Below are 24,416 nucleotides of genomic sequence, written 5' to 3'. Positions count from 1 at the left end.
CGGGACTGCCCTTGCTGGCTGGTGCGTACCCCTTCGCTCGGGGTCTCAGCGGCACACGGTGGCATGGCGGATGCGCACTTGAGGGCGCCGGGGCTTGCCAAAAGCTGCGGCCTCAACCGACTGACGGAGGAACTATGGCTACCAGGACCCTTAAGGATTTGTTCATTCATTCGCTATCCGACATTTATAGTGCCGAAAAGCAGATGACGAAGTCACTTCCCAGGATGGCGCGGGCGGCGACCAGTCCTGACCTTCGGTCGGCATTCGAGATGCACCTGGAAGAAACGCAAGGCCAGATTGGAAGGATTGACCAGGTCGTCGAAGCCAGCGGAATCAAACTCCAGCGCATCAAGTGCGTTGCCATGGAGGGTCTCGTCGAAGAGGGCCAGGAGCAGATTGCCGAAATCGAGAAGGGCCCGGTTCTCGACACGGCCCTCATCGCGTCAGCCCAGAAGGTGGAGCACTACGAGATTGCATCGTACGGCTCGCTGATTGCCTTGGCCAAACAGCTTGGGGAAACGGCTGCCGTCGAACTTCTGGGAGAGACGCTTAAGGAAGAAAAGGCTACGGATGAAAAGCTTTCTCTGCTCGCCGAGGAAAAGGTGGCGGCAGAGGCTTTGGGCAAGTAAGCGGACCCGGCGCGTGGCGGCGTCCGGCGCCGCCTTTTTTGAGTTCAATCGATTATGGTCCGCCGGAGACTGTAGATTGCACTGCCACGCAGCGAGTACCGGGAGCGCAATGAACACTCTCAAAACCGATATCTTGCGTGCGCGCCCATCCAGACTTGAGGCCACGACCAGGCGACTGCCGTGGTCCCTCTCTCAAGCGGTCGTGCATTCCTCGGTCTCGGTGCGCGCCGCTCCGTGGTTGGGCCCTGGACACGTCGGCATAACTGAATTTCACTGCGACGCCCTGGCGTCTGGCGTCCCATCGGGTTGCGACCGACGGTCGACGTGCCCGTCCATGAAGCGGAACGTCCGAAAAACACTCAGAAGATGTGAATGAGACGAATCTGCGGCACGGCGGCACGCAACTTGCGCGACTCTACGCAGCGGAAGTTGCACCGACCTGGGTCGCAACTGGTCGCTTTGCATTAGGGACCATCATGCGAGTTGCTACGAAACGACTACTGTTTTCAGGACTCATTCTGGTTTTGTCTGGCACCGCCTTCGCGCAGGGTGCGGGCACAAGTGGTGGTGGCGCTGGTGCGGGCCAGGGCGGCACCGGAATGGGAACGCCGAATGCCCGCGGAGCCACGGAGTCTCCATCTGGCGCGTCTGGCGCAAATACGATGAGCAAGCCGGGCGACCTCTCGCATAAGCAGATGAAGCCGAAGATACAGAAGGAAGGAGGAATGGAGGCACCGGCTTCCGGCAGTGGTGGCATGAAAAAGGCTTACTGAGAGCGATGCTGTTGCAGAAGCAATTAAGTGAATTCGTCGCGAGACCCGTCATGGAGGTGCCTGCACTGCTCGACAGAACCGGACTGCTTGCTGCATGGCGCCGCGCTACGACAGCGATGACATCGGGCGGGACGCAGGCGTATGAGATTGACGGGTACGGAAAAGTAGTGACAAATCCATTGCCATCTGCGCGAAGGCAGATTGTGCTCACCGATGCGTACTGCCAGGTGTCCGAACACATGGGCCATCTCGCTGCGTTGTCGATAGCCGTCGTCACCCCGTCATTCGGCATACGCGTTCCGGACGTCGTCTGGATGCCGTGCGAGAAATGGGAAGGTCTCGACCGTGACGAGCCATTGCCCATAGTCCCCGACCTCTGTATCGAAGTACTTCTTGACAGAGTCACAGTGAACGACGTTGACCGGCGGGTCGGGGCCTACCTGGAAGGCGGTGCCATTGAAATCATCGTCGTCGGCCCACACGGACAGACTGAGTTCCACGGGGCAGAGGGCAGGCGACAAGCTTCGGTGTTTGGGGTAGTGCTATCGCTCGACGCTCTTTACTTTGACGAGCCCGTTGTACCTGCGGTACATCGAGGAGGCCGTCGCTAGCGGGTCCTTCCCGAAGCAATTGGCCATTTCGAATCCAGCACCTGGATGCTCACAGCGCGCGACGCAATGGTTGTCCGTCGGTCGACTCGTCAGTCTTGGCAAGCGCAGGTATGGAGTTGCGGGGCGCTCATTTCCTGGAATCAGTACGCGCAGTCTTCATCGCTTCGACGCCGGCAGCTTGCGGGGCAGCCGTCGGAAACTTACTTCGTGATGGTCCGGCCGCTCGCCGCAGTACAGGACGCGTCGCCACTACCATTGCGGCTGGCGCTCAAACCGTCTGCCGACGGTCTGACCGTCGACATTGTGAAACGACGAGGACCCTCATGCGGGCAGCCCCTGGCGGTTGCCCTGCAAGCTACCCCAATTTTGCTGTCACGGCATGCGCGTCTCTCACGGGGGTCACCCGCCGAAGATGCCGCTCGGAGTCGCCCGAAGGAAACGTTCGCCTGAGCACACTAGGTAGCGTTGCTGCCCGGTACAGTTAAGGCACAACGCGTCAACGCGATTATCGGACCATAGGGGTCGGGCGTAATCCACAGCTCGGTTAGGCATAGGCAATGTTGTTGAAGACGTCCTAGAGCTCGGAAACCACAGAGACTCTGCCGTTTCACCTCGTGCCGTTCGTTCCAGTAGGAAGTAGCGTGCGAGTCGCCCGACAACCCATTCGCCAACGCCAACGCCTCCCCGGAACTGGCCGGAAGCAGACATGAAAACCATTCTTGTGATAGATGACGAACGGAGCATTGTGACCGCGTGGAAACGCATCCTTCAATTCGAAGGCTATCGAGTGGTGACTGCCAGCAATGGTCTCGATGGACTTGTCGCAGCGAAACAGGCAAAGCCCGACCTCATCATCACAGACCGGTCGATGCCGATAATGGATGGCGTTGAGTTCTGCCGCCGCCACCTGAAGCAAAAACGGGAGTTGTCGGGAATTCCTGTGATTCTTACCAGCGCTGACCACCAGGAGCCAGGAGTCAGGCTATGGGATGAGTTTTTGCTTAAGCCGGTGTCCATCGAGGTTCTTCTTGCATCTGTACGACACTTTTTGAACCGTGATGATGCTCAGGCAGAAACTCGCTGATTGCTGCGTGCACAGCCTGGACGACATCGTTGAGGAGGAGTGCGGTAGGCTTCGTCAGACTCGTTGTTACCGTCTTGTTACTCGTCCAAAGCGGCGTACGGCAGGTGGTTCGACACTGGCCGCTCGCAATTGAGTGACATCCCACTTCTGATTCGTCTGTGCCAACCGTCCGCGCCGCGATGAAGGGTTTCAAACGCGCTGGGGAATAGTCTCAGTAGATACCAGACACGGTCACGGTGAGTGCCCGCGGTTCACCTCGTCACTTCGATACAGGAACCTGTGCTGTGAAGCGGGTGCCATCCTCTTTCGACGAACTGACCTCAATAGTGCCCCCATGTGCCTCGACAATCTCTTTGCAGATGAAGAGACCAAGTCCGAGGCCTCCACCCGGCGAACTCGTCGGCGGTCGCCAGTACGGCTCAAATACTTTTTGCAGCACCTCCGAGGGAATCGGCTCGCCCCGGTTGGCCACACTCACATACAGATGGTCATTATCAGTCGCCGCCCGGACAATGACGGGTTCGCCCGCCGCGCCATGCGTCAAGGCGTTTCCAAGTAAGTTTGATAGTAGTTGCTGCATGCGGTATGGGTCGCAATCGATGGGCCCCGTCAGGGCAAAATCGGTGACAACATCGTGCGATGGATTGGCGAGTCTTAGCTCGTCAACCACTGCTCGCAGACGCTCATCGAGGTCGTCAACGCGCTGAATGGAAACAGCCATTCCGGACCCGAGCCGCCCTCTTGCAAAATCCATCACGTCATCGATAAGCCGGGCCATCCTGGATACAGTGCGCTTCAGCCGGTTACCTGCATTGACCAGATTGGTGTCGTCAGTGCGGCGGACCAGATACTCGGCCGTCGCATTGACCGCTGAGAGAGGATTGCGCAAGTCGTGCCCGAGGACGGCGATAAACTGTTCGCGCAATGTGCCCGTCTCGCGCTCGGTCGTCAGTTGCGCCTCAGTCGACGACTGGCGCTGTTCGCTGTCAATCTGCATGGCAATCAGAGTGGCGAAAACCTCGAACATCCTGACGACTCGCGGCTCGGAAACGCGAGCGGGCCTCGGGTCGATGGCACACAGGTTCCCGAAGTAGCTGCCACCCGGCGTGATGATGGGCACGGAAATATAGCTTCGCAGCTTGTATATTCTGGGCGTGTGATGGTCGCGATAGACAGCATCGGCGCTGAAATCGTCGATGATGATTGGAGCACGCGCAACACGCGACTCACAGCACAACGTGCTATGCAACTCGAGTTGCTGCCCGGCCTGCAACCCGAAGCCAATATTGTCCTGGACCGCGCAAGCGGTCCAGCTGAGGTCAGTTACCCGAGCGACAGCGGCGAAGCCCATGCCGGTTTCGTCGCAAATCATCTTGAGCATCGAAGGGACAGCTGTGATGCGCGATATCAACGCTATGTCACGGGCTATCGACTGAGGCGACTCTTTTGACGAGTCTGCACTAACCATGAGTCCTCCAGTAAGAGACACCAGCTTGCATAGATGGCAAGCGCGGCCGCTTCCATTATCTCGCACCAGCCGCACTTGCCGGAAAACGGAAGCGCTGCCGTCCAGTGGCGAGGTGAAACAGTCAATGGCATGCTTGCCTTTCACTCGAACATCGCGAAGGGCATCACGTTGATTGCCGCGGCCAGCGTCCGGAGCTTGACGCACGGACACGTGGCCGCCGAGTGGGGAGGTTTCTCGTCGCGATACTGTCAGCAATAGCATTCTTTTGCGGCTATTCGCTTTAGCCGACGCACGACAATTGGAACCGCCTGACTTCACGCCCGAATCACCAGAAACAACTTCTATGACGATACATCCCGCACGGAACGAAAACCTCGATGCCATCAGAGCGTTACTCGCGGAAATCAGTTGCCGGTCACCGATGCCGGAGCGCGGACATCTAAAACCACCCCTTTATTTCTGCAACACGCCAAAGCACAAATAGCAGCAGTGCCACTGACGCAGTTGTCAAAAGAATGATGTCAAGCAAGCGCATGAGGGTCGTCCTGTGGCTGTCAGGCGGGACAGTCTAATCAGCAAATGCAAGTCCTAGGCCCTGGCCCCACAAAATCGCCACGGGGGCTTTGGCGATTCGTTATGACCGAATTGCCCTTAGAGGCCGGATTCGGCAAAGACAAGGAAGGCTACCACCTGGGCTCGTTTCATACGCGTAGTGCAAACCTTCATTGTTGTACGGTGACGAAGGTGGAAGAATTGTTGTACGGATTTATATTCGCACAACGCCTCTTCAAGCCGGCTGCACAAACCATGAATTCGACGGATTGCTGGGCGTTCGCGCGCCTGTGTTGCATGTACCCTGTCTTGACCGGCATAGCAGCCTGGTACTTCCTCCGAGGCGACTATCTCGTCCGGACCCTGAAGGCTCGCAGAGCGACGCGGCAGCGCCGGACACGTCTACACCATTAAGCTGCTAGAGCGACGCCCGGAACTACATATGCTTTCCAGAAACCTCCTGCAAGGCGTAGCGGGCATCGCTCTAAGCGTCTCCGTGTATGCATGGGGCGACACAAGCAACGCACTGACTGCGGTCCCACCACAGAGTCAGTCCCCGACGTCGACGCCCATCAAGCACCTCGTTGTGATTTATAACGAGAACGTCTCTTTCGACCACTACTTTGCCACCTATCCGAATGCGACCAATCCGGCGGGCGAACCGGTCTTCACGGCTGCACCGGGCACTCCAACGGTCAACGGTCTGAGCGGCACACTGCTGAATAACAACCCAAACTTCATCAATTCGCGAAACGGTGCGGGTGCAGTGAACCCATTCCGGCTGGACCGCACACAGGCTGCGACGGCCGACCAGGACCACGCCTATACCGCGGAGCAGCAGGCCTATAACAATGGCGCTGCCGACCTGTTCCCGTTGTACGCCGGTAAAGGGTCACGCAGAGGCGCCGGCGCCTTCGGCACGACCGGCCAGGTGATGGGCTACTACGACGGCAATACTGTTACCGCCATGTGGAACTATGCTCAACACTTTGCGATGAGCGACAACGCGTATTCGGATACGTTTGGTCCGTCGACGCCGGGTGCCCTGGAGGTTATCTCCGGCCAGACGAACGGCGTTCAGTTGGTCAAGACCAGTCACCAGCCATTCAATCTGACGACGGCTTCGGATTCGTATTATGTCAACGACGGTCAGGGGAGCGTTACCCTCATCAATGACGTCGACCCGGCAAACGACCTGTGCTCCAGCACGACGGACCAGATTCTGATGTCCGGCAAGAACATTGGCGACCTGCTCAACGCCAGGAACATAACGTGGGGTGGTTTCACGGGCGGTTTCAATCTGACGACGACTAACCGCAACGGTACGACCGGGTGCAAACGCAGCACCGCCACGCCAGCGGTCGGACGAATAACAGCAGACTATATCCCTCACCACAACTGGTTCCAGTACTACGCATCGACGTCAAATCCAAAGCATCTACGTCCGAGCTCGACCGCAGTCATCGGCTACACGCTTCAGTCCGACGGCAAGACGGTTGACCCGGCAAATCACCAGTATGACTCTGATGATTTCTTCGTTGCTGTGAAGGCTAGGAACTATCCATCGGTGAACTTCATCAAGGCACCAGCGTTCCAGGACGGACATGCAGGTTACTCGGACCCGCTTGACGAACAGGTCTTTACGGCCAAGGTGGTCAACTTCCTGCAGCGACAGCCCGACTGGAAGAGCACGGCAGTCATCGTCACGTGGGACGATTCCGATGGCTGGTACGACCATGCTTATACAAATCCTACGAACTCGTCGTTCGACGCGCAGGCGGACCAACTGAATGGCCCCGGAAAATGCGGTACGGGCACGGCTCCGCTCGGCCTGAACGGTGCTCCGGTTAACGGCCGATGCGGCCCCGGTACCCGTATCCCGTTCATCGTGATTTCGCCTTGGGCCAAGGTCAATTACGTTGACCACACGCCGATTACGCAGGCATCGGTAGTTCGCTTCATAGAAGACAACTGGCTTGACGGCCAACGCCTTGGCGGTGGCTCCTTTGATGCAACAGCCGGTAGCATCCTGGGCCTCTTCGACTTCAGTGGTAGCGGCAGCAATCCGACCGTGTTCGTGGACCCGAACCGGGGCCTGGTGGTTCCTTCGGTACCTCCCTTCTAATCCCGCGATTCGTTTCAGAGCCGGACACGGATGCCCGAAGGCTGCGCAGAGCAATACACCGCGGCAACAAACCACTCCTGGGAGGCTTCCTCTAAACGATTTCCCGGCGCGACCAGCAGAACATCTAACAATCCGCCCGCAAAGATAGACGTGCCCATCTTAAACGGCCGCCAGAAAAAGTTAAAACCTCATTCGCTAGATATGTCTTTACTCATTCGTATCACCGAAGAGTCTCTTAGACATAAAAGCCATCAATGGATGGGACTCTTTTTAGGGCGGACAACCGCATCCTGCGGATGCTCGGAGGAAGCCTCGTGCACAGGGAACGCCGGCTCCCCGTGGCTTGGCTCAACGCATGGGGAACGCAGAGCAGGTGATGACTCTAGCTATGGGCATCGACCCACGCACGAGCCCAATCCAGCCCCGCAAGCTCAGCGTCCTCCTCACTTTCATAATGTCCAAGGACACCTGAAGCATGGACAAGCTTGCCGCGAAGGGTGATGGTTCCGCTAGCCGCATAACGTTCTCGCTGAAACTCGCCCTCGAGTTCCACGATTGAGTGTCCCCACACCTGATACCCGTGGTAGCTCTGCGATTGCATTAGCGCACGACGTGAGCGGATAGCGCGTGGCCCCTTACGCGAAGGACGTTGCCCTCCGGTGTGACTTGCCGCGGAATTTCAGACATGTCCGGTTCGTCTTTAGGCAAAGTCCTTGGCACATTGCCTTGTTTCGCGACGAGCTTTGATGCAGGCGCCGATGTGCGCCGCGAATACACCTTTTTCGCATGCAAAGCCACGTGCCGCCGCACGGCGAGCTTGTGCAGGGCAGGCGCCCTGTGAGGCGCAGTCGCGCGCGCCTCCGGCGGATTCCAGACTTCCGAATATATGCCGGCTCCGGAAGCAGTCGGCGCAAGCGCCGCCGTCAACAACGCAAGTCCAAGTTTTCGCATGTCTGCCTTTGCCTAGTGGACTCCAGAATGGTTTCACTAACGCGCCCCAAGCATCAAAGACAGCGGACTCGCTGACCCAACGACATGAGCTCGCCGAGCCGCCGATTAACCCTTAGCCCAAACGTCGTAATGTCCAGCATGAGGAAGGCTTCCCACTCCGCCCACACCCAACGACTGCGTCTTTGCTCAGGAAAAACCTGGCCGTTCGCCGTCACGAAAACACTCGTCTGATACTGTACATCCATACAGGTTTTCGCGCAATGACGTCTGCCATGTGTTGTGACATCCAGGTCTCAAGGAGTTCGGAACGTCGTTTGCTATTCGTAATGTCTCCACAACCATAAATCGAGCGGCGATGGCAGGCGACAATTCCTACAAGCCGGGCGAAATAGTGAAAGTTTCAGGCATCTGCTCAATGGTGCATGACGATGGCAAAGCACGGTCGAGGTGACGTGTGTCGAGGGCGAACACTTTCCACCGACGCTCAGCGGCAAGGGCGCGCACTTCGAACTTAAGTACGCGGCAACGCATTCGCACAAGCACGGAGAGCTTCGGGGCACCGAAGCTCGAAGTTGAGCCGCATTCACCGCAGCAACTCGGACCCTTCACAATGACGAGCAAACAGCCTTTCGACGCCCGCCTTGGAAAGCCGGTGCACGTTGAGCAGTTGCTAACGCTGATTTCGCAACGGACTTTAGAGCGGGAGAGTTTGACTTCAGACAGTAATGCTACCGTCAACTTCCTCAATGCGACCGTCGTCTTAGTGCCAATTGGCTGCCTTCCGAGTCGCCGGCGATTCTGTTGTAGCGACAGCGGCTTCTTCAACCAGGAATTTGCTGCGGTCCCTCGCCGATGCTAAGCATTGGGAGCAGGGCCGCGACCGCACCACGTGGCTCCCGACTTTGACGCACCTTTTGATTGCACTTTGCGAACCGCCGGACGCCGACTGTCTTGGTTAAGTCGCGGTGCTGGCGCCATCGATGAGAAAATTCGTGCCGTCTTTCAAGTCCCTAATCCAAGTCGGCGGTCGAGCATGCCGCCGCTCGTTTCTGCGAAGGAGCGCAGGCCTATCTCGCCAAGCACGACTTTGACGAGCGTCGCGGCCCCCAGCATCGCTGAACAGGGAAGTGCCGGGTTCGGGTCGAGGTCGAAGATGACTTGGTCCGGATGTGCAAGGTCGGGAGCAACGCGGGTTCCGGGAGGGAACCTCGACTACGCTCATCTGCGCCAGTCTGACCAGCGCCTCTGCCGTCTCCGAGACCAGAAGCGGGACATGGGTCAGATACCCGCAGTCGTAAGTTCCTCGACGCCAGGCCTACGGTAGACGGTAGCTGCCCGTCTTTTTCCCGACGTAATGGTATGAACCTTTTTCGGCCGGCAGTTCCTGCACGACCTGCCAGTCGAATTGACCTGCAATTCCTTTATATTTGCCGGTCCCCGAGCTCAGTGTGCCTTTTCCCGACGTGGAGCCCTTAGGGTGGGTAAAGGCTTCGACGAACTTGTCGCCATCTTTATCCGAATACACGCAGTAGCCGCTTCCCGCGCCGGCTGAAAACCCTGATTCTACGCAGTGCGCGGTGACGTTGTGCATGAGGGGCGTCTTGTTGTTGCTAGTCATCAAGAGAGTCGACTCGTACAAGTAAACAACATCATCGCCGCTGACTCCAATCTCTCTTACGTCACTCCCAGCCGCGGTGTAGGTTGCGTCTATCGTTCCTTGCTTTGGGAGGGACTGTGCCCAGCCGGTTGTCATCGTCAGACAGGCCAGTAAGACTGCGAAGAAAACCCGCGCGATTTTCACGAAAAAGAGATTCTTCATTTCTGGTTACCTCTAATTGCGTTGGCCCCGTCGAAATGACGCGCTTTCCCTCTGGACGTTTGTTCTGATGTAATCGTGCGTGCAGGTTACGGAAAGCGGTCCGTAAGCAATGGAAACGTTATAGGACGTCCGAAACCGGATTTCCAGGGTTTCGCGCTGGGCCACTGATGGCGGTTCTTCGATGCTCGCCAATCTGCCGTCGCTTTCGCTGGCAGGGCACGGGAATAAGGAAAGCCGTCCCGAGCTCCTGGCCGAAATCAATCGGCCGTTGCCCGGCGAGCGGGGGATTGCCGGACCTTTTCGAGTAGCCGTTCCAGTGCCATCAAGAAAGATGAAATTCGGTCGATATTTAGCCTGTTGTATTTATTGACAGAGAGAAGACGTGGAGGATAACGATTATCTGGCGGCCTTCGCATTCTGCGTGACCGTCGATGCCATTCGGAAGGTGCAAGGGAAAATGATGCCAGAGGACCTTCCGGTTGGCTCTATGGAGCGCATGCTGGCGGAGGTCGACCTCATACAAGACACGCTTCGCATGCTCGGCATAGCCCCGGACGCGGTGAACGGCTTCCAGGACGTGCCGGAAAAGTAGTTGGCGCCCCGATGCATCAGGCTTTTCCAAAATCGTGACGCAGCCTGGCCCGACTACGCTCGTTCAGGAAATGGAAGATATGTCCAAGGCCCGTCTCTTCGAGACGTAGCGGGAGGGGCAAGGAGTCGACCGCGTACTGTGCGTCGGACAAAGCAAGGCCTCGTCCGACATCTAAGCGCTTATCGTCGGCTCGTCGGATGAACAGTCTTCAATCGCGCGCTGTTATCCATTGCTGTCAATCCAGGCGCGCGCCCATGTTAGTCCCGCTTCTTCTGCGTCTGCGCGTCGTTAAATAGACCCCGAACGCCTGGGGCTTCGACGAACTTCTTGTCGCGCGTGATTGTGCCGCTCGCTGCGTATCGCGAGTTGGGACAACCTTTCCCTCTTCTATCGCATGTCCCCATAGCGCGTATCCACGCAACACATCGGCTTGCATCCCTTGCCCCTGCAAATGGCTACTTCCTATTGCCGAAAGCGCGCGACGTCGATTCCGGCCGTCTTCAACGCTGCGTCAATCGCCTCAAGCTCCTGACCGAAGTCCAGCGCCCATTCCTCGCCGTCGCATCGCACAGTAATGCCGTTGTGCATCGATATAAGGTTGCGCGCTTTATACAGCGCGTCGACAAGGCTCGATTCTCGCTGGGCCTCCCGGACCCAAACATCCGCTCTCATGTTGCACCTCCTGGGAAACACCATGCCTCTCACCCTGCAGCCGGCTCATGGGCTTCGCTGACAAGGTCAAGAAACGCCGGTTAACATTTAACAGCCTCACCTGTAGGATACTGTACATCCATACAGGTGTTTTTCGCAATGACCACTGTCACGCCGTCTCCCGAATCGATACACCCGTCCCTGTGGCTGGCGTCGCAGCTGGCACATGGGCGAGGCCGGGTAGTCGAGACGGGCTACCCGGTCCTGTCAGCGGAACTGCCGGGCGGCGGATGGCCGGTAGGTGCATTGGTGGACCTTCTCGTGCAGCACCCAGGTGTCGGAGAACTTCGGCTGCTGCGTCCTGCGCTGAGCCAGACGGGGAGCCGGCCCGTCGCATTCGTTCAACCGCCGCATACACCCGACGGGCTCGGGCTCGCGTACATCGGCCTGACGCTCGAACAGATGCTTCGCGTCAAGGCACCGAAGACTGCGGACGCGCTCTGGTCGGTAGAGCAGATATTGCGGGCAGGAAGTTGCGGAGCCCTCATTTTCTGGACTCAGTACGCGCAGTCTTCATCGCTTCGACGCCTGCACCTGGCGGCGCAGTCATCGGAAACTCTCTTTGTGATGGTCCGACCGCTCGCCGCAGCACAGGACGCGTCACCGGCACTATTGCGCCTGGCGCTCAGACCGTCTGCTACCGGTCTGACCGTCGACATTGTGAAACGACGAGGACCCTCATGCGGGGAGCCCCTGGCGGTTGCCCTGCAACCTACTCCCGTCCTGCTGTCACGACACGAGCGTCTCTCGCGCGGGTCGTTTGCCGAAGTCGCGACTGGAGGTCAGCGGAAGGAAGTGCTCGCCTGAACTCATTGCGGTAACGTCGTGCAGGAACGTTGCGTCGCCGGGCAGCGGCCCGGGAAGTGCTTATCATGACAGCGTCGAACGGAGGCATTCATGTGCTACTCGGCTCAGGTCGTAGCAGATTATCGAAAATTTGTGCGTACCTTTGGCGCCATCATGGACATCCACGAGTTCGCCCGGCTGTTCTTCGAGCGCGCGGAGGGCATTAGCAAATCCAAGATACCTAAAGCCATGGAAGACGCCTTTGCTGAACCGCAGGATGACGCAGAGCGTGAAATCAATGTTCTCATCGCCAGGTACGCTTCAACGCAGGCTACCAAACTCGAGCAGGAGCTGTTCAAACAACGGAAGCGGCTGGCCGACGCCGAACGCACGTTGCAAACGAAAGTCACGAAGGCGGCAACGGAAAGTCGGCGAATCGCCACCGACAAAATTGCCTGGGCGAAGGGCAAGCTAGAGGACCTGCAGCGAACCGAACCACAACCGCGCGACGCGCGTATCTTCCCGGGCAACTACGCGCCCGTGATGGTGATGGAAAGCGGACAACGAGTAGTCAAACCCATGCGTTACCAGTGCCGCGTCGCTGGAAAGCCTGCGTCTTACGATGTCAAATATCCCGGCACTTACAATGCGCGTCGGGACAGCCTCGAAGGCTTTTGGGCACCATGCTTTGGGTACACGCATGCCGTCCTGCTTGTCGAAGTTTTCTACGAGAATGTGAGCAAGGCAAAGTTCGAAAACACACTACTTGAGACTCATGAGCGTGATGAGAACGTCGTCCTCGAGTTCCGTCCGAGCAACGGGGAACTGATGCATGTTGCCTGTCTGTGGTCACGATGGAGCGCGCCGGGGGAGCCGGACCTCCTGTCGTTCGCGGCCATCACAGATGAACCTCCGCCTGAGATTCAAGCTGCCGGGCACGACCGGTGCATCATCCCTATCAAGCCGGAAAACATCGATGCATGGCTTAACCCCGACCCACAGAACCTGGAGGCAATGTACGCAATACTTGATGACAGGGACCGGCCGTACTATGAGCATCGATTGGCCGCATGAGCCATCGAGAGTACACGACACAGGTGTTCGTTTAAGCGGGGTGCGGTGGTACTCGGACATTTGTGTTACATCAAGCGGACAAAGTCTGCTGCCATAGGAACTGCGGTCTGCCGGGTCCGGTGCCCCTTGGCGCGTGTCGCCGGTTCTAGTGATGCGCATACAGGGGCAGAAAGGGGTCCTTCGACCGCGGGGCGCCTTCGCTGGTGGGTCTCGGGTCTCCACTCGCCGCGACGGGTGACGGGCATTGCGGAATGTCGGAGCGAGGCGTAGAAAGGCTCAACATCTTCGAGAAGCTGTCCGCTGCACGTACGCGCGCCGTCAAATTAAGGGCGCCATTGAGCCCAAGCAACGTATCCGTTGTTTTCAGAATTGAGCTGTGGTCGTACACCGAATGGTCAATGGTGCCAGCAGGAACGAAAGGAGAGACGACGATGGCCGGAACGCGTACGCCTAGCCTGTCAAACGCAAAGTTATGGGTTTTCAGGCGGCCATTTTCCGGCGAGGCCGGCGGCTCCGCATTCGGAGGTGTCACATGGTCAAAGAAGCCGCCGTGCTCATCGAAGACGACGAGCAGGACACTGCTCGACCATAGTTTGCTGCCACTGATGGCGTCGTACACCTGCTTGACTAACGCCTCCCCTTTTCGAACGTCGCCAGCCGGATGCATCGAATTGCCGTTCCTGAAGTCATTCTTCGCATCGTACGTTGGCTCAATAAAGATAAATTTCTCGGTCAATGAATTGTCAGCAAGCCGGGAGAGCAGCGTATCCATGCGAACGAAACGACTGAGCAGATTTTGCATCCCGTGAATACCGCGCGTCTGTGCAACGTCGCCTTGCACGATAAGCCAGTCCGACTCCTGAAGCGTTGAAAAAACCGTACCGTTCGGAAAAGCGAAAAGCGGCGCGTTGAAGAACACCGCTTCCACAACTTGCGCGTCACTCGGAGAATGGTCGAGCCCGGACGAGGTGCCCGCCACGGCAAAGAAACGATTCGGCCACGTTGGTCCCGGCATCGATGCAAACCAGTTATCGCACACACCGTACTGGCGGGCCAGGAAGTTCAGTACCGGGAGCTGGTCCGGTGTGAAGGCGTTAAAGGCGTCGGCTACTACGTCGGAATGGTCCTCGTATGTGGCGGCAAAGCCCATCGTCGAAGCGTCCGTCGCAAAAGGTGGATAGCCGTACGGACCGAAAACGAGGGAGTCGTTACGTACGGTATCTCCACTGGCGACCTGTAGCCCGCACAACTGGACACAGGCGTCGGTAAACTCGTGACCCGGGTCAAAGCCAAGCGCATAGGGCGCACCCTTGCCTAGCTGATAAGCCGTCCCGGTTCGTCCGAAATTGACTGTGGGCGTAGCGGGCAGTCCGTTGGCGGTTGTGGTCTCACCTCCAGGCGTGACGCCAGTCAGGTTAGACCAACCAAACACGCTGTCGTAAGAGCGATTCTCAAGCATCAGAACGAAAACGTGCTGTATCGCTGCCATAGGTCGCCTCCGAATGTATTGCCCAATCTTTCCTGCCGGCGGCAAGCAGCACAGAAAGGCACTCGAGCCGCTATCACCAGTTCGGCTTCGCCCGACCACTGTTGAGCGCAACCAACTGGTTTATTTATATGCGGGTTATACGAAAACGCAATGAGAAATGCGCTAGTGAGGACTCTGCGCTTTGCGTAAGCCACAGCCACATGGTAGTTCGCTTAAAAATCAACGTTGCGCCTCGGGAAGCTCGGCTACCATCCCCACAATCTCCGATGGATGCGACGCCGCTTTTGCCACAGTCAGGCTAATGGCGCAGGCGGCAGACAGGCTGCCCGCCAACAGGCTTATCGACGAATATGTGCGGGTCGCCGGCGGCAGCTCCGCGGCGATGGGGATGGTCTGGGGAGCGCTTTTGGAGACGATATCGCAAAGCTAATGGGTGCGGAGGCACGATACTTTGCGGCCATCTGGGAGGCAGCATTCGACAAGACCGACACGTCGCTGCCATCGGGAGTTCGGGAAAGTTCGGGAAATAGCACAATCGGAATTGGCGAAGGTGTATCAGGACAAGGATTTTGTCCCTTCTGTGACACTGGACAACATATCCTCGCTGCTTGAATGACGCCACGGTGGTAGCCGACCGCGCGACGGCGTCAATAACAGGCGAGCGTCCCGCACGCAGCACCTCCTTTCGAGGTGGCGCTGTGACTACCGGGGTTTAATTGAAGCAGCCTTGACGCCGGTTTGCTCTGGCGCTTTTGTTGCTTTTTCAGAGCACGACGAGCCAATGTCGCATTGACATCTGCAGGCATTCGCTCGTGCAAACTCACCGCTTACGTCATCTACATTGGACGGGTTGACGTTCCGCGTGGATTGGTCGCTGGTCACCCACTGGCCGTCAATGTAGTTTGCAAATTGTTCCATTGCCTTCCTTTTCAATCGAGGAATCCCCGGTCCGTTGTGCAACATGTAACCGGATGACTCGGGCGCCATTCCCGCCGTGTTAGGCGGGAGCGCGGCGAGCGGTTACCCGTCACCCAACGATGCCGGGATTCGCTGTAACGCGAATAATTACTGCTGCGGCTTAACGACGAAATTGGTGAATCCGCCGTTACGGCCACCGATTGTTGATAGCGCATCATTGATGCTTGCAAGCGGGAAAGCTGTTGTTTCGAAAATAGACAAGTCGAGCAGACCGCACGCAGCCAGGTCTGCCATATCCTGACCCTGTGCCGCACTGAACCAGTTCGAGCCATTCCACTGCACCTGAGCGGCCATCAGCTTGAAGAGGTTCATTGGGACGAGTTCGGACACCCCACCGACATTGACTGCCTTCGCGCCTCTACGCAAGCAGTCGAGCGCGTCTGTAACAGCCTTTGCAGGCGTCCCTGGTCCGAGCGTATCTACCACTGCGTCAACACCTTTCCCGCCAGTGAGTGCTGCGGCCCAGTGCGTTAGAGACTGACCAGATGTCGTAGAGAAAATCTCGATGCGCCTCGGTGAGAGCTCCTTGACCCGCTCAAGCAACTTCATGTCGCGCGCCACCGCAAGGATTTTTGTCGTCCCTCGAGCAAGCGCAAGCAGGACCGCCCCCAGTCCGAGCGTGCCGGTCGCCCCATTGATAATGACAGTTTGCCCAGGTCCCGCATTGACGCGCGCGAGCGCAGCGTAAGCTGTGCCGAGGTAGCCGAAACGTGCCGCCTGGTCGAACGTGACCGAATCGGGCAAGCGCACCAGACTCTGTTGTGGCGCGGTCATGTACTCCGCGAAGCCACCATATGGATAGTGGCGGAGCAACTCGTTAGCTTGTGCGGAAAAGCCGAAGTACCCGGAAAAGGCAAAGCGCTCACAACTCAACGCATCATTGGCCCGGCAACTGCGACATGCCCCGCATGAACGGCCCGGGTTGACGTAGACTCTGTCGCCTTCCTTGAAATCAAAAACGCGCTTTCCGGCCGCTACGACGACTCCAGCCGGGTCAAGCCCAAATGTCGCAGGAAGTTTAGGCAGAGGGAGGTCAGGGAACCATATCGGGTAGTTCTTGATGACGTTGCCAAGGTTGGGAACCACACCGCATGCTTCTACGCGAACAAGGACCTGGTCTACCTCAGGCGCCGGAACCGGAATCTCGTCAATCTGCATGGGGCTGCCAATCTGATGAAGCCGTGCTGCACGCATCATTTCCATTTTCTTCGTCTCCTTTTCTCTCGTGGGATTCGTTGCGGCCTCACTAGATGCCGCACTGGCGCCTGCCTACCTTGGGAACAACAAAAGGTTGAATTGATGTCAGAATTGTTGGGTCTTCAAGCACCCAGCTTGTTGAGAACGAGTGCGCAAAAGTTATCGATATGCTCCTGTGTCAACTGCGACGCGAGTTGCCCTGAGCCAGCGGAGATTGCGTCAATCATCTCCCGGTGTTCAACAACCGCGCCTTCCAGGTGGTCGGCGAATGCATCGGCCTGCGCGAGGAAGAAATCGGCCATTTCCCATTGCTGCACGATGAACCGATGAACGCCGGGGGCTGCGGCAGCAGCGTGAATGGTCGAGTGGAAATCGCGATTCAACACCCGGAATGCCTCTCCGCTTGCCTGGGCTGTGTCCGGTAACATCGCGATTTTCTGATTGGTCTGGTTCAGACGCTCGATGTGTTCGCGCGTCTTACGCGTAGCAGCCAGTTCCGCCATCAGCGACTCCATCCTCGCTAACATCAGGAAGAAGTCGGTTATCTCGCTGCTGGTTGGAGTAATCACCTCGCACCCGACCTGAGGGCGGATTTTCACGAACCCTCCCAGACTCAGTTTCAGCATCGCAGTCATCACAGGTTGTCGGCTCACCCCCGTCTCCGCGCTCAACTCCTTGACAGAAATGCGCTCGCCGAAGCGATACTGGCCCAAGACAAACCGCCTGAGCATTTCCTGATGCACCCATTCGGCTCGCCGCTCCGGATGAGGAGACATATCGGTTTCACCGTAAACACGGCGCAGGCCGCTATCGGCAGTGGCTAAGGCCATATCAACCTTCATCAAAGTCGCGTACATCGGCGGGGAGCTAGGCTATCGGTCCAACTCGAAGGTCGGAAAAGACTCAGGCCGGAGATGCGTCGTACAGGCCATCGATGACATGCACAGGGGCTCGTGCGCCATTCCTCGCTGCGGCAAAGCGGATTTGTCTTGCCTCTTCCTGCTTTTCAGGAGGCAACCAGTTTCGGTCGTGTCCCCACAGGCTCGGGCCATGGACGACTTCATACGGCTTCCAGGTTTCAACATCCACACTCAGTCCACCCCACCCACATTCGACAAGGAAGCCGGAGGGGCTCTTTGCGTAGAACGACACAACCTGGTCGTTCGTGTGGCGCCCAATAGTCGTGGCAATCCGGCCCTCATCCACCAGAGCGAGGTCATATGCCTGGCCCACATCGTCAAGGCTCAACGTCTCGAACATGAGGTGATGGATTCCTGTCGAACCCATCTGGAGAATTGCGAGACTATGATGGCGTTGGTTGAGGTGGAGGAAGAACGCCTTGAAGGGCCGCTCAAAGTAATCGCTCAGCCGAAAACCAAGGATTTCACGATAGAAGCTCAGTACGGCCGTCGCATCCGGTACCATCAAGACCGCATGACCAATCCCCATGTCGCCAGTCCGGAAACCTGACATCGTCCGACCGGGTGTGAATGGCTCGGACGCCGCGCGCAGACCGTAGAACGCCTCAAGCCGGTTCCCGACCGGGTCAGAAAATATGATTAGGTCTGTCAGCCGGCGCTGCTCGCACAGGTCCCGCGTACCATGCCGAACACTTACCCCGGCGCGCTCAAGCCGTACCGCAAGAGCATCAAGGGCTTCGGGTCCATCGACTTCCCAGCCCATATGGGATAGCCCATTTTCACTGGCTTCGGCCACCGTTAGCCGCTGCTGGGCTGCGTCCATCCTGAAGCTAAGCGCTTGACCGTCACTTTTCGTCGCCTGCATGCCGAGGAAAGACGTTCCGTATTTCCGCCATCCGTCGACATCCGTCGTGTTCACACCTAGGTATCCTAATGATTTTAGCATCGTCTAAACTCCTGAATTCATCGGCACTAGCAGCCACGGGTACCCGGCACCATGGTGCGTTGCCATGGCTACACCCAGAGCATCGGGCTCGAACGGCTACGTCTTTGGGGAGAACGCTGTCGGCAAGAGCAGCTTGCTCTCCTGCTTCACAATCATGTGCATTGTTGACTTTCCTGGATTAAGCCACTCAGGGTCCGACCACAACGCGGCACGACGGGCAGCACGGTCTTCGAAGTCTTCGTAGGCCCAAAGCTGCACGACCTGGTTGAGCTCTCCGGTGTCTGCTGTGTAGTAACCGAGTAGCTTTCCCAGGTGCCGCTGCTGAATGGGAAATCTCTCCTTCTCGAAGTAAGGCAACCATTCCCGAAGCTTCCCGGGTTGAAAGGTATACGTCCTCATTTCAACAATCATCTTTATCTCCGTTCTCGAATTCGTCGCGTACTGATGGCTTTCACGTCAGCCGAGAGCCAGACCGATGGGGGTCTCGTTGCTTTCCAAATCAACGGACACTGCAGTTTCGAACGCTTCCGCTCGCTCCATGGCCTGGAGCACCATCCTCCTAGAGGCTTCAGACATTTCGACGATTGGTAACCTGCAAAAGGGCGAAGCCCGCCCAAGCCTGGTCAATGCCCATTTCGTTGGCGCTGGGCTGCTTTCAACGAACAAGGCGGCGTGTAACGGCAGGAGCTTCAAATGAAGCGCGGCGGCAGCTTTGGCATTGCCGCCCCTGGCCAGCACATTGACCCGTGCGGCTGCTACAGGGACAACATTGGCGGTAACGCTAACGGTGCCGTCGCCTCCCAGGAGCATCAGCGGGACAGATGTGGCGTCGTCGCCCGAGAAGACCTTGAATCCCTCCGGTCGCAGCCCCAACAAGGCGCCGGCACGCTCCAGATTTCCCGTCGCGTCTTTCAGACCGAAGATTCCCGGGACTTGCGCGAGGCGCAACGTCGTTTCGACGCTCAGGTCGATACCCGTTCTTGCGGGAACGTTATAGAGCATCATCGGGAGGTCGACGGCCTCAGAAACAGTCACAAAGTGCTTATACAGACCATCTTGCGACGGCCTAACGTAGTAGGGAGTGACTTGCAACGTGGCGTCCGCGCCGATTTGCTTAGCCATGAGAGCTAGCTCGACGGCTTCGTGCGTAGAGTTCGACCCGGCGCCTACCATGACGGGGCACCGCTTGGCCACGCGATTGACCGCGAACTCCGAAACCTCGCGATGCTCGTCGAAGGAAAATGTGGATGCCTCGCCCGTTGTTCCCGCCACGCATATCGCGTCGGTACCACTTTCGATATGCCAGTCGATTAGGCTTCCCAGAGACTCAAAGTCAAGAGAACCGTCCTCGCGCATCGGCGTAACAATTGCAACGATACTTCCGGCGAAATCTTTCATATGTCGTGTCGCTTTACGATGGACGATGCGGTTCGCTCCACGGCGTCCAGGCAATCCGCCTGGACGCCGACACATAGCCCTAAGCCGGCGTTCGGCCGACGGTCGTGTGTTTGTAGCCTGGCGTGCTCACGTAGCCCCGAACGCGCCGTTCCACACAGGGGAAATGACGAGTTCATTGATACAAACGTGTGCCGGCATGCTGACGACATAGCGGACGGCAGATGCGACATCCGCTGGTTGCAACATCCGTTTTAACTCGACATCTGTCGGAGGAACTTTCCGCCTCAGCATTGCGGGCGTCGCGACTTCGGCTGGACACAAAGCGCATGCGCGGATGCCATTTCGGAACTCCGACGCGTTCAGACTCGTCGTCATCGCGACCACGGCAGCCTTCGCGGCGGAATACGCCGGCCCAGGTTTCGCTGAAATAAACCGACCGGCCCACGAGCTGATATTCACGACAAGGCCGTCGGAATGTTCGCGCATTCCTGGCAACACCGCGTCGATGGTATAGAACACACCATTGAGATTGATACTGGTGACTCGGTCGAAATCCTCAACCGATACATCGCCCCACGCACGCGTCCCGATGTTCATACCCGCGTTCGCGACGAGCACTCCAATCCTTCCGTGCTCGGATTCAATGCGCGCGGCCGCCACTTTCACGTCTACTGCGACTGTGACATCAACAGCAACAGCGGCCGCGTTCGGTCCGATTTTGTGCAGCTCTGCAAGTGCTTCAGAGAGTCCTTGCTCACCGCGCGCTGAGATGACCACGAAGTATCCATCACTCACCAGCGCCTGGGCCACCGCAAGCCCGATTCCGCTTGATGCGCCCGTGACCCAGCAAACCTTACGTTGTTCCATGTTCATGACAGACCCACTTCAGCGAAGTCTCTCGCAGCCGGGTTGCTGTCACCGGAGAAAAGTGACAGCGGCGGGAAAGCATTCGGGTCGGTCATGACGTCGAGCACCGCTGGACCGTTGTATGCGATAGCCCGTTCGAGTGCCGCGGCGATGTCTTGCGGGTCTTCAACGCGTTCGCCGAAGCAGCCTGTCGCTCTCGCAATTGCCGCATGGTCCACGCTGCCAAAGCTGCAGGCATCAGTGTGCACGCCGTAGTGAACGTTTTCCGCGTGAAACTCGTATCCGAGAATGCCGTTGTTGAGCACAATCAGGATGACGGACAACTTCATCCGCCGCGCGCTTTCTAGCTCGGACCAGCAGTGGCCGAAGCCACCGTCTCCCTCAAGGGCGAACACCCTGGCGCCAGGCATAGCAGCCTTGGCGCCGATAGCCATCGGGAAACCCCAACCAAGACCGGCGAGTCCACGAGGTGTCAGGAACCGCGCGCCGTTCTTTCGTGCCGTCAGAAATGTGTTCGCCCAGTTGGTCGAATAGCTCGCGTCTGCAACCACGATGTCCTCGGGGCGAATGAGTTTGTCGAGCTCGAACATGATGGCTTCGGGCCGGATGGCGCCGCGACGTCCAGGGCTTATCAGCGCACGCTCCTTCGCCACTTCCGTACGGGCATGTTGAATTTCGCTGGCAACGGTTAGCTTGCGCTTACTGGCGAACGGTAATTCAAGTCCTCCGAGCTCTTCCGTCAATGCCTCGAGAGTCAGCTTCACGTCACCCATCAATCGGGTGGTCTCGTACGTCCGGCCGATTTCCTGCGGGTCGATGTCGATGTGCACGAGCTTTGCCGAGGTGGGAATTGCCTTCCAGGAGTCAGTACCGTTCTGATTAGTGCGCGTGCCGGCAAGAATCACCAGGTCTGCGTCCGCAAGTAGGCTTTCTAAGTGGCGGGGCATGGTTCCGGGACCTGTGCAGTTCCCGAACACGCCCAGCGACAAGGGGGAGGTTTCGTCGATGACCCCTTTTCCCATGTTCGTCGTGGCGACCGGAATTGCTGCTGTCTCACTCAATTGAGCCAGTGCCTCACTCGCGCCCGACAGGTGGACTCCGCCACCTGCCAGTACATAGGGCCTCCTGGAAGCAGCAATCATTTGGGCGACGGCGGAAATCGAATCCGGTGCTGGACGATACCGGTCCAGCGGATAGCGACCCAAACTTGCTTTGCGGCTGCTCGACGCAGCCGGCTTCCTCAAGAGGTCCATGGGCAAAATCAGCACTGCCGGCCCAGGCCGTCCGCTCGCCGCTGCGGTGAACGCAGCATCGACGTAGTCGTCGATTCGAGTCGCGTCGGTGACACGGCGGACCCATTTGGCGCACGGTGCGAACAACGCGACATGGTCCAATTCCTGGAACGCGTTGCGGTCAACCATCCCGGTAGGCACGTCCTGGACGATAGCGACGAGCGGTACGGAGGCTTTGAGCGCTTCTGCGAGCGGGGCGACCAATAAGGTGGCAGCCGGGCCGTTCTGTGCCGCGACCACACCCACTTTCCCGGAAATCCGCGCATACCCGTCAGCCATCGCACCGCCTGCATTTTCGGTACGGTAGCTGACCTGCCGGATTCCAAACTTATGGGCCACGACGAAGAATGCAGCCGGGATACTTTGCCCAAACACATGCGTGACCTCATGCCTGCTCAATGCAGCGGCCAGGACATCCGCAACCGTCTCGACTGTCGGCGCTCTCTCGGCAGCTGTTGCCTGACCCGCGTTTCTCTCAATCGTTTCCGTATGACTCACTGAATCCTCCGTTTGTTGCCAGTCTGTCGCGCTTTCTTGATGCGACCATATGCTTCGCCACTCCACGCTGTCGTACTAGCATGTCAGCGGATAAGCGCTAAAAAAATGACCATCAAGGGTCGAACGGCATTGCATCGGTGCGTGCAGCCGCCGCAGCCGATGCAGTTATTGCGCGCGTCGCCGGGTGAATGTCAGACGCGTTCATCTCAACCAACGTCAGCGATGCGGCCGCTTTCTAAAACGCAGCCCGTGCCCGCATCGCTGTCGGCGGATTTCCGTTAGCCCTACGTCAACCGGGTCTGAACAACAGCTTCTCTACGTTTTTGAAATGCCACCGCCGAGAGTAATGCCCCGACTGCGGCGAGAAGCGCAATGGTCACCACCCCGCTCGCCAGACTGCCAGTGAGTGTCTTGATGTATCCGAGGAGAGGAGGGCTAGCAAAGCCTGCGATGTTGCCCAACATGCTGATGAATGCAATACCGGCAGGCGCAGCCTGTTTGCTCAGATAGCTTGGCGGAATCGAGAAAATCAACGGCCCACTCGCTCCAGTTCCGAAGCTCGCCACCGCGAAGGCGGTAAGCATCAACGTCCTGGACTCCGTCGCAAACGTGCTAGCGATGAGACCGCCGGCAATCAGGCAAAAGCAGAAGACCAGGTGCCACCGGCGCTCTCTCAGGGCGTCAGAACTCCAACTTACGAGGATTGCACCGACAAATCCCATAGCCAGGGGAACCGCTGTTAGAAAGCCGACACTCACCAGCGATGCGATGCCGCTTTCCTTCACAATCGTCGGTAGCCAGAAGAACAGCAGGTAGTTGCTGCATGCAGCGGTGAAGAACAGGAACGCGACCAGGTAGTTGGTGGGGTTCGTGAGAATCTGCTTCGCGACACCCTTCGAGAGATGCTCGCGAGCCGGCGCCGCTTCGCTGGCCAGGTCTGCTGCAACCGCAGCTTTCTCATCCGACGTCAGCCACTCGGCATCCTCTGGCCGGTTTCTAAGAAAGAAAAAGCAGACGAATCCAAGAGCACAGGCAGGAAGCCCCTCAACCAGAAAGACCCATCTCCAACCGGCGAGACCAAAGGCACCATTCAACGAGGTAAGAATCCAACCACTGAGGGGCGCTGCAATCGAGCCTGCAACGGCGTTGGCAACGAAGATGACAGCCGTTGCGCGGGCCCGCATACGGAAGGGAAACCAGTAGGTGAAATAGAGGACGATGCCGGGAAGGAAACCCGCTTCGAACGCCCCGAGCAAGAGTCGCAATGTAATGAGATGCCCGACGTTCGTGATGAAAGCGGTGGCAGCTGTCGCTAATCCCCACAGCACCATAATCCGCACGAAAGTACGACGTGCGCCCCATTTCGCAAGCACGAGGTTGCTGGGGACTTCGGCAAATGCATAGGTAATGAAAAAGGCGCCAGCCGCGATACCGTACCAGGTCGCATTGATACCCAATGCGTCGCTCATCTGGAGTTTCGTGAAGCCGATGTTGATTCGGTCGATGAACGCAAAGCCGTAGCAGATAAACAGCAACGGGATAATGCGGAGCCAAATCTTTCGATATGCACTCCTCTTGATTTCGCCTGCTTCCGAGAGATTCCCTGCATATTGCTGCATACCTGCCTCCGTACTTCGATTGTCTCCAAAACCGCCT

At 57.9% G+C, this 24,416-nt stretch carries 21 protein-coding genes and 1 pseudogene; 8 read left to right on the top strand and 14 right to left on the bottom strand.

Annotated elements, in window-relative coordinates; all coding sequences use genetic code 11:
* Nucleotides 1–134: 134 nt before the first annotated feature.
* The 3 genes from ACTJLB_RS31075 (at nucleotide 135) to ACTJLB_RS31065 (ending at nucleotide 3,097) form a co-directional block, all read left to right on the top strand.
* Nucleotides 135–629, top strand: a complete 495-nt coding sequence (locus ACTJLB_RS31075) for a YciE/YciF ferroxidase family protein (protein WP_440785544.1) — start codon at nucleotides 135–137, stop codon at nucleotides 627–629.
* Nucleotides 630–1,407: 778 nt separating this feature from the next.
* The gene (locus ACTJLB_RS31070) at nucleotides 1,408–2,013 is read left to right on the top strand and encodes a Uma2 family endonuclease (protein WP_440785543.1); all 606 of its coding nucleotides are present in this window, start codon (nucleotides 1,408–1,410) and stop codon (nucleotides 2,011–2,013) included.
* Nucleotides 2,014–2,719: 706 nt separating this feature from the next.
* A complete protein-coding gene (locus tag ACTJLB_RS31065) occupies nucleotides 2,720–3,097 on the top strand; it encodes a response regulator (RefSeq protein ID WP_440785542.1) in 378 nt (125 codons plus the stop codon).
* A 259-nt stretch (nucleotides 3,098–3,356) separates the two neighbouring features.
* Here the strand turns inward: ACTJLB_RS31065 and ACTJLB_RS31060 are convergent, their stop codons facing one another.
* Complete coding sequence (locus tag ACTJLB_RS31060) at nucleotides 3,357–4,478, bottom strand: GAF domain-containing sensor histidine kinase (protein ID WP_440785541.1); 1,122 nt, start codon at nucleotides 4,476–4,478, stop codon at nucleotides 3,357–3,359.
* A gap of 1,081 nt (nucleotides 4,479–5,559) precedes the next feature.
* Between ACTJLB_RS31060 and ACTJLB_RS31055 the strand changes: the two genes are divergently transcribed.
* Entirely contained in the window at nucleotides 5,560–7,242 is a 1,683-nt protein-coding gene (locus tag ACTJLB_RS31055; RefSeq protein WP_440785540.1) for a phospholipase C, read from the top strand.
* A gap of 382 nt (nucleotides 7,243–7,624) precedes the next feature.
* On the opposite strand, the gene ACTJLB_RS31050 is transcribed toward ACTJLB_RS31055, so the two are convergent.
* On the bottom strand, nucleotides 7,625–7,843 hold the full coding sequence (locus tag ACTJLB_RS31050; protein WP_440785539.1) for a hypothetical protein: 219 nt from the start codon (nucleotides 7,841–7,843) through the stop codon (nucleotides 7,625–7,627).
* A gap of 705 nt (nucleotides 7,844–8,548) precedes the next feature.
* On the opposite strand from ACTJLB_RS31050, the pseudogene ACTJLB_RS31045 reads away from it, so the two are divergent.
* Nucleotides 8,549–8,769, top strand: a pseudogene (locus tag ACTJLB_RS31045) (hypothetical protein).
* Nucleotides 8,770–9,195: 426 nt separating this feature from the next.
* On the opposite strand, the gene ligD reads toward ACTJLB_RS31045, so the two are convergent.
* Nucleotides 9,196–9,348: a non-homologous end-joining DNA ligase LigD gene (gene ligD / locus ACTJLB_RS31040; RefSeq protein WP_440785561.1), complete on the bottom strand. Its 153-nt coding sequence runs from the start codon at nucleotides 9,346–9,348 to the stop codon at nucleotides 9,196–9,198.
* Nucleotides 9,349–9,508: 160 nt separating this feature from the next.
* Complete coding sequence (locus tag ACTJLB_RS31035) at nucleotides 9,509–10,012, bottom strand: hypothetical protein (protein WP_440785538.1); 504 nt, start codon at nucleotides 10,010–10,012, stop codon at nucleotides 9,509–9,511.
* A gap of 382 nt (nucleotides 10,013–10,394) precedes the next feature.
* Here ACTJLB_RS31035 and ACTJLB_RS31030 point away from each other — a divergent pair, with 382 nt between their 5' ends.
* The gene (locus ACTJLB_RS31030) at nucleotides 10,395–10,604 is read left to right on the top strand and encodes a hypothetical protein (protein ID WP_440785537.1); all 210 of its coding nucleotides are present in this window, start codon (nucleotides 10,395–10,397) and stop codon (nucleotides 10,602–10,604) included.
* A gap of 462 nt (nucleotides 10,605–11,066) precedes the next feature.
* Here the strand turns inward: ACTJLB_RS31030 and ACTJLB_RS31025 are convergent, their stop codons facing one another.
* The gene (locus ACTJLB_RS31025; RefSeq protein ID WP_214877629.1) at nucleotides 11,067–11,276 is read right to left on the bottom strand and encodes a hypothetical protein; all 210 of its coding nucleotides are present in this window, start codon (nucleotides 11,274–11,276) and stop codon (nucleotides 11,067–11,069) included.
* 138 nt (nucleotides 11,277–11,414) lie between these two features.
* Here ACTJLB_RS31025 and imuA point away from each other — a divergent pair, with 138 nt between their 5' ends.
* Nucleotides 11,415–12,122 (top strand): translesion DNA synthesis-associated protein ImuA, encoded by a 708-nt coding sequence (gene imuA, locus ACTJLB_RS31020; protein WP_440785536.1) that lies wholly within the window; start codon nucleotides 11,415–11,417, stop codon nucleotides 12,120–12,122.
* A gap of 90 nt (nucleotides 12,123–12,212) precedes the next feature.
* Nucleotides 12,213–13,175 carry an SOS response-associated peptidase family protein gene (locus ACTJLB_RS31015; protein ID WP_440785535.1) on the top strand — a complete coding sequence of 321 codons (963 nt, stop codon included), beginning with the start codon at nucleotides 12,213–12,215 and terminating at the stop codon, nucleotides 13,173–13,175.
* A gap of 145 nt (nucleotides 13,176–13,320) precedes the next feature.
* Here the strand turns inward: ACTJLB_RS31015 and ACTJLB_RS31010 are convergent, their stop codons facing one another.
* From ACTJLB_RS31010 to ACTJLB_RS30970, 9 genes are all read right to left on the bottom strand, one after another.
* Nucleotides 13,321–14,664 carry an alkaline phosphatase family protein gene (locus ACTJLB_RS31010; RefSeq protein WP_440785534.1) on the bottom strand — a complete coding sequence of 448 codons (1,344 nt, stop codon included), beginning with the start codon at nucleotides 14,662–14,664 and terminating at the stop codon, nucleotides 13,321–13,323.
* Nucleotides 14,665–15,729: 1,065 nt separating this feature from the next.
* On the bottom strand, nucleotides 15,730–16,845 hold the full coding sequence (locus ACTJLB_RS31005; RefSeq protein WP_440785533.1) for an alcohol dehydrogenase catalytic domain-containing protein: 1,116 nt from the start codon (nucleotides 16,843–16,845) through the stop codon (nucleotides 15,730–15,732).
* Nucleotides 16,846–16,961: 116 nt separating this feature from the next.
* Nucleotides 16,962–17,681, bottom strand: coding sequence for a GntR family transcriptional regulator (locus ACTJLB_RS31000; RefSeq protein ID WP_440785532.1), 720 nt, complete (start codon nucleotides 17,679–17,681; stop codon nucleotides 16,962–16,964).
* A gap of 61 nt (nucleotides 17,682–17,742) precedes the next feature.
* Entirely contained in the window at nucleotides 17,743–18,705 is a 963-nt protein-coding gene (locus ACTJLB_RS30995) for a VOC family protein (RefSeq protein WP_440785531.1), read from the bottom strand.
* Nucleotides 18,706–18,801: 96 nt separating this feature from the next.
* A complete protein-coding gene (locus ACTJLB_RS30990) occupies nucleotides 18,802–19,116 on the bottom strand; it encodes an NIPSNAP family protein (protein ID WP_408417521.1) in 315 nt (104 codons plus the stop codon).
* 45 nt (nucleotides 19,117–19,161) lie between these two features.
* Nucleotides 19,162–20,103, bottom strand: a complete 942-nt coding sequence (gene dapA, locus ACTJLB_RS30985) for a 4-hydroxy-tetrahydrodipicolinate synthase (protein ID WP_440785530.1) — start codon at nucleotides 20,101–20,103, stop codon at nucleotides 19,162–19,164.
* 126 nt (nucleotides 20,104–20,229) lie between these two features.
* Nucleotides 20,230–20,976, bottom strand: a complete 747-nt coding sequence (locus tag ACTJLB_RS30980; protein WP_440785529.1) for an SDR family oxidoreductase — start codon at nucleotides 20,974–20,976, stop codon at nucleotides 20,230–20,232.
* Nucleotides 20,973–22,742, bottom strand: a complete 1,770-nt coding sequence (locus ACTJLB_RS30975) for an acetolactate synthase catalytic subunit (protein WP_440785560.1) — start codon at nucleotides 22,740–22,742, stop codon at nucleotides 20,973–20,975. The genes ACTJLB_RS30980 and ACTJLB_RS30975 overlap by 4 nt, the downstream gene beginning before the upstream one ends.
* Nucleotides 22,743–23,044: 302 nt before the next feature.
* Complete coding sequence (locus tag ACTJLB_RS30970) at nucleotides 23,045–24,379, bottom strand: MFS transporter (RefSeq protein WP_440785528.1); 1,335 nt, start codon at nucleotides 24,377–24,379, stop codon at nucleotides 23,045–23,047.
* Between the last annotated feature and the right edge of the window lie 37 nt (nucleotides 24,380–24,416).

It is taken from the genome of Paraburkholderia sp. 22098, from assembly GCF_052045935.1.
GTDB classification, from domain to species: domain Bacteria; phylum Pseudomonadota; class Gammaproteobacteria; order Burkholderiales; family Burkholderiaceae; genus Paraburkholderia; species Paraburkholderia caledonica.
Note: the sequence above shows the minus strand (reverse complement) of the source record. Positions and strands in the feature narration are given on the sequence as shown.